The sequence below is a fragment of the Kitasatospora sp. NPDC048296 genome (assembly GCF_043201815.1).
Lineage (GTDB): Bacteria > Actinomycetota > Actinomycetes > Streptomycetales > Streptomycetaceae > Kitasatospora.
This window is the reverse complement of record NZ_JBICZB010000022.1, coordinates 1-2,080: the sequence shown is the minus strand read 5'-3', so window position 1 is coordinate 2,080 and position 2,080 is coordinate 1. Positions and strand designations below refer to the sequence as shown.

Here is a 2,080-nt window from a genome sequence, read left to right as displayed (position 1 = left end):
CGGAGCAGCCATGACCACGCCCCACGACAAGGTAGTCGCCGCTCTCCGGTCCTCGATGAAGGAGACCGAACGGCTGCGCAAGCAGAACCGCCAGCTCCTGGCCGCAGCCGCCGAACCCGTCGCCGTCATCGGCATGGGCTGCCGCTACCCCGGCGGCGTCGCCTCGCCCGAGGACCTCTGGGACCTCGTGGCCGGCGGCACCGATGCCACCGGCGGCTACCCGGACGACCGCGGCTGGGACCTCGGCGCCCTGGCGGACGCCGGCGTCGACGAGCGCGGCACCCGCGTCTCGCGGCGTGGCGGCTTCCTCGACTCGGTGTCCGGCTTCGACGCCGACTTCTTCGGCATCTCGCCGCGCGAGGCCGTCTCCACCGACCCCCAGCAGCGCCTGCTGCTGGAAACCTCGTGGGAGGCCTTCGAACGGGCCGGCCTCGACCCGGCGGGCCTGCGCGGCAGCCGCACCGGCGTCTTCCTCGGCACCAACGGCCAGGACTACGCGTACCTGCTGGTGCGCTCCCTGGCCGATGCCACCGGCGACATCGGCACCGGCATCGCGGCCTCGGCCCTCTCCGGCCGCCTCTCCTACACCCTCGGGCTGGAAGGCCCGGCGGTGACGGTCGACACCGCCTGCTCGTCCTCGCTGGTCGCCCTGCACTGGGCGGTCCAGGCACTGCGGGCGGGCGAGTGCACGCTGGCCGTCGCGGGCGGCGTCAACGTGATGGCGACGCCCGGCTCGCTGATGGAGTTCTCCCGGCAGGGCGGACTGGCCTCGGACGGGCGCTGCAAGGCGTTCGCCGACGGGGCCGACGGGACGGGCTGGGCCGAGGGCGTCGGCGTGCTGGTGCTGGAGCGCCTGTCGGACGCCCGCCGCAACGGGCACCGCGTCCTCGCGGTCGTGCGGGGCTCGGCGGTGAACCAGGACGGCGCGTCCAACGGCTTCACCGCGCCCAACGGCCCCTCGCAGCAGCGGGTGATCCGCCAGGCGCTCGCCAACGCCGGGCTGACGGCCGCCGAGGTCGACGCCGTCGAGGGCCACGGGACGGGCACGCCGCTCGGCGACCCGATCGAGGCCCAGGCCCTGCTCGCCACCTACGGGCAGGGACGGGAGGACGGCCGGCCACTGTGGTTGGGCTCGGTCAAGTCCAACTTCGGCCACGCCCAGGCGGCCGCCGGGGTTGCGGGCGTGATCAAGATGGTGCAGGCGATGCGGGCGGGCGTGCTGCCGAAGACGCTGCACGCTGACACGCCGTCCTCCCGCGTGGACTGGTCGGCGGGCGCCGTGCGGCTGTTGGCGGAGGCGCGCGAGTGGCCGGGGGGCGAGCGGCCGCGACGGGCCGGGGTGTCCTCGTTCGGGATCAGCGGTACGAACGCGCACGTGATCGTCGAGGAGGCGCCGGCGGAGGATGTGCCGGAGGCGGCTTCGTCGGTGGTGCCCGGCGTGGTGCCGTGGGTGGTCTCGGCGAAGTCGGAGGAGGCGCTCGACGCACAGGTGGAGCGGCTCGCCGGGGTCGGGGGCTCGCCGGTGGACGTCGGGCTGTCGCTGGCGGGGCGCTCGCGGCTCGGGCACCGGGCGGTGCTGGTGGACGGGGCCGAGGTTGCCCGCGGGGTGGCGGGGGAGCGGTCGACGGCGTTCCTGTTCTCGGGGCAGGGGTCGCAGCGATTGGGGATGGGGCGGGAGTTGTATGCCCGGTTCCCGGTGTTCGCGGCGGCGTTCGATGCGGTGTGTGCCGAGTTCGACTCGGGCTTGCGTGAGGTGGTGTGGGGCGACGATGCGGAGTTGCTGAACCGGACGGAGTTCGCCCAGGCGGGGTTGTTCGCGGTCGAGGTGGCGCTGTTCCGGCTGCTGGAATCCCTGGGTGTGGAGCCGGAGTTCGTGGCCGGGCACTCGATCGGTGAGATCGCCGCGGCGCATGTGGCCGGGGTGTTCTCGCTGGCGGACGCGTGCACGCTGGTGAGTGCTCGTGGCCGGCTGATGCAGGCACTGCCTGAGGGCGGTGCGATGCTGGCGGTGCAGGCGGCGGAGGACGAAGTCCTGCCGTTGCTGGGTGAGTTCGTGTCGATCGCCGCCGTCAACGGCCCG

General features: G+C 74.1%; 1 protein-coding gene. It reads left to right on the top strand.

Features of this window, described 5'->3' with window-relative positions:
* Positions 1-10: 10 nt before the first annotated feature.
* A partial coding sequence (locus tag ACGF12_RS15590) for a type I polyketide synthase (protein ID WP_393029158.1) occupies positions 11-2,080 on the top strand: 2,070 nt, incomplete at its 3' end.